At 66.1% G+C, this 2,134-nt stretch carries 2 protein-coding genes; both read left to right on the forward strand.

The window, feature by feature from the left end; all coding sequences use genetic code 11:
* The coding region (locus tag ACH0BU_RS17970; protein ID WP_500264468.1) for a TnsB C-terminal domain-containing protein at positions 1–1,271 on the forward strand (1,271 nt) is incomplete at its 5' end.
* Positions 1,272–2,096, forward strand: coding sequence for an AAA family ATPase (locus ACH0BU_RS17975; protein ID WP_500264469.1), 825 nt, complete (start codon positions 1,272–1,274; stop codon positions 2,094–2,096).
* The last annotated feature ends 38 nt before the right edge of the window (positions 2,097–2,134 follow it).

Here is a 2,134-nt window from a genome sequence, read left to right on the forward strand (position 1 = left end):
AAGCAGGCAAGCGCACTTTTCCGAAGGAGCTAGTCGAGCTGGTCGAGGGCATGGCGCTCCTCAAGCCGCCGCCATCGATCGCAACCATTCATCGGCGCATCACCGGTCTGGCCGGTGAGCGGGGATGGCGAGCACCATCCTACGGCAGCGTGCGCAGCATCGTGGGCGGGATCGATCCGGCGATGGCGACCCTGGCGCACGAGGGCGCAGCCGCCTTCCGCGACAAGTACGAGCTGGTGCATCGCCATCGGGCTGCCCGGCCGAACGCGACATGGCAGGCTGACCATACGCAACTCGACATCCTGATCCTCGACGCCGGCGGCAAGGAGGCGCGGCCGTGGCTGACGACCGTGGTGGACGACCACTCGCGGGCGGTCGCTGGTTACATGGTGATGCTGAACGCGCCGTCCGCGCTCAACACGTCGCTCGCGCTGCGACAGGCGATCTGGCGCAAAGCCGATCCGGCATGGCCGGTGTGCGGCATCCCCGACGTGCTGCACGTCGATCACGGATCGGACTTCACCAGCCTCCACCTTGAACAGGCGGCGGCTGACCTGCGCATCCGCCTGATCTACTCGGGCATCGCCCGTCCGCAGGGGCGCGGCAAGATCGAGCGGCTGTTCCGCACCATCAACACCGAGCTGCTGCCCGAGCTGCCGGGCAACCTCCGCGATGGCAAGCCAGCCTCGCCACCCCACCTGTCGCTCGCCGAGCTGGACGCCGCGATCGGCGCCTACATCGTCTCGACCTACAATGCCCGTCCGCATAGCGCGATCGGCATGGCCCCCGTGAACGCATGGCGCGGCGATGGGTGGTTGTCACGGATGCCGGAGACGCTGGCGGAGTTGGACGCCCTGCTGGTCATGGTCGCCAAGCCCCGCACGGTGCATCGTGACGGCATTCGCTTTGAGGGGCTTCGCTATTTCGATCCAACCCTCGCAGCCTATGTCGGGGAGCCGGTGACGATCCGCTACGATCCCCGCGACATGGGTGAGGTTCGGGTCTTTCACCGCAACACCTTCCTGTGCCGGGCCGTGAGCGCCGACCATGCCGGCGACAGCATCACGCTCAAGGATATACAGGCCGCCCGCGTCGCGCACCGCCGCTGTCTGCAAAGCGGGATTGGCGAGCGGAAGGCCCGCGTGGCAGACTTCTTTCCGGCCCTCGTTATACGCTCCACTCTGCCGGCGACACGGGTTTCGCCGTCCAGCACCGATGTCGAGCCTCGGTCCAAGGGACCGCGCCTGCGCACCTATAGCGAAGGCGATTGAATGGGCACGGCGCGCGCCACCAGCTTCATCGCGACCCAGGAGCATCGCCGTTTCACCGAGTTCGCCGATGCTGTCCGCAAGCACCGCTATATCGGCCTTTGTCATGGACCCGCCGGGGTCGGAAAGACGCTCTCTGCTCGTCGGTACGCCCATTGGGACGTGGCCGCCGAAACCGTCGAGGAGTGGGGCAGACGCCGGTCGGACGAGGCGAAGGTCAATGCCCACCTCGCCCGTTCCCGAGCCGTCTTCTTCACGCCCACCGTCAGTTGCACCATGCGCGAGCTGCGGCATGACGTGCCTGCGCTCATCGATCGCGCCGACATCTGCATCGACGATCACGTTCGCCCGTGCGTCGAGGGCAAGTGCAAGATCATCGACCACACCACCCGCTACGTCGAGCTGCTGATCGTGGACGAGGCCGAGCGGCTGACCACGACGGCGCTGGAATGGCTGCGCGACTTGTTCGACCGCCGGGGGATCGGCCTCATCCTGATCGGCATGCCAGGAATCGACAAGCGGATGGCACGCTACCCGCAACTCTTCAGCCGTGTAGGCTTCGCGCATCACTACCGGCCGTTGCAGGACCAAGAATTGACGTTCGTGCTGACGAGGCGCTGGCGCGACCTTGGGCTCTCACTGGACGACGCCGATTTCACCGACGCGCAGGCGGTCGCCGCGATCGTGCGCATGACCGGGGGCAACTTCCGCCTCCTGCACCGCCTGTTCGTCCAGATCGAGCGCATCCTGCGCCTGAACGAGCTGACCGTCATCACCGAGGATGTGGTGGAGGCCGCCCGCAGCACACTCGTTATCGGTGTCACTTAGCGCTGACAGAACCGTGCTATTCACCGCTGACATCTACA

The sequence above is a fragment of the Sphingomonas olei genome, from assembly GCF_045369765.1.
In the GTDB taxonomy this organism is placed as follows: domain Bacteria; phylum Pseudomonadota; class Alphaproteobacteria; order Sphingomonadales; family Sphingomonadaceae; genus Sphingomonas; species Sphingomonas panaciterrae.

Coding starts and splice junctions, on each gene's coding strand:
- ACH0BU_RS17975 (WP_500264469.1), top strand. CDS start 1,272: ATGGGCACGGCGCGCGCCACCAGCTTCATCGCGACCCAGGAGCATCGC.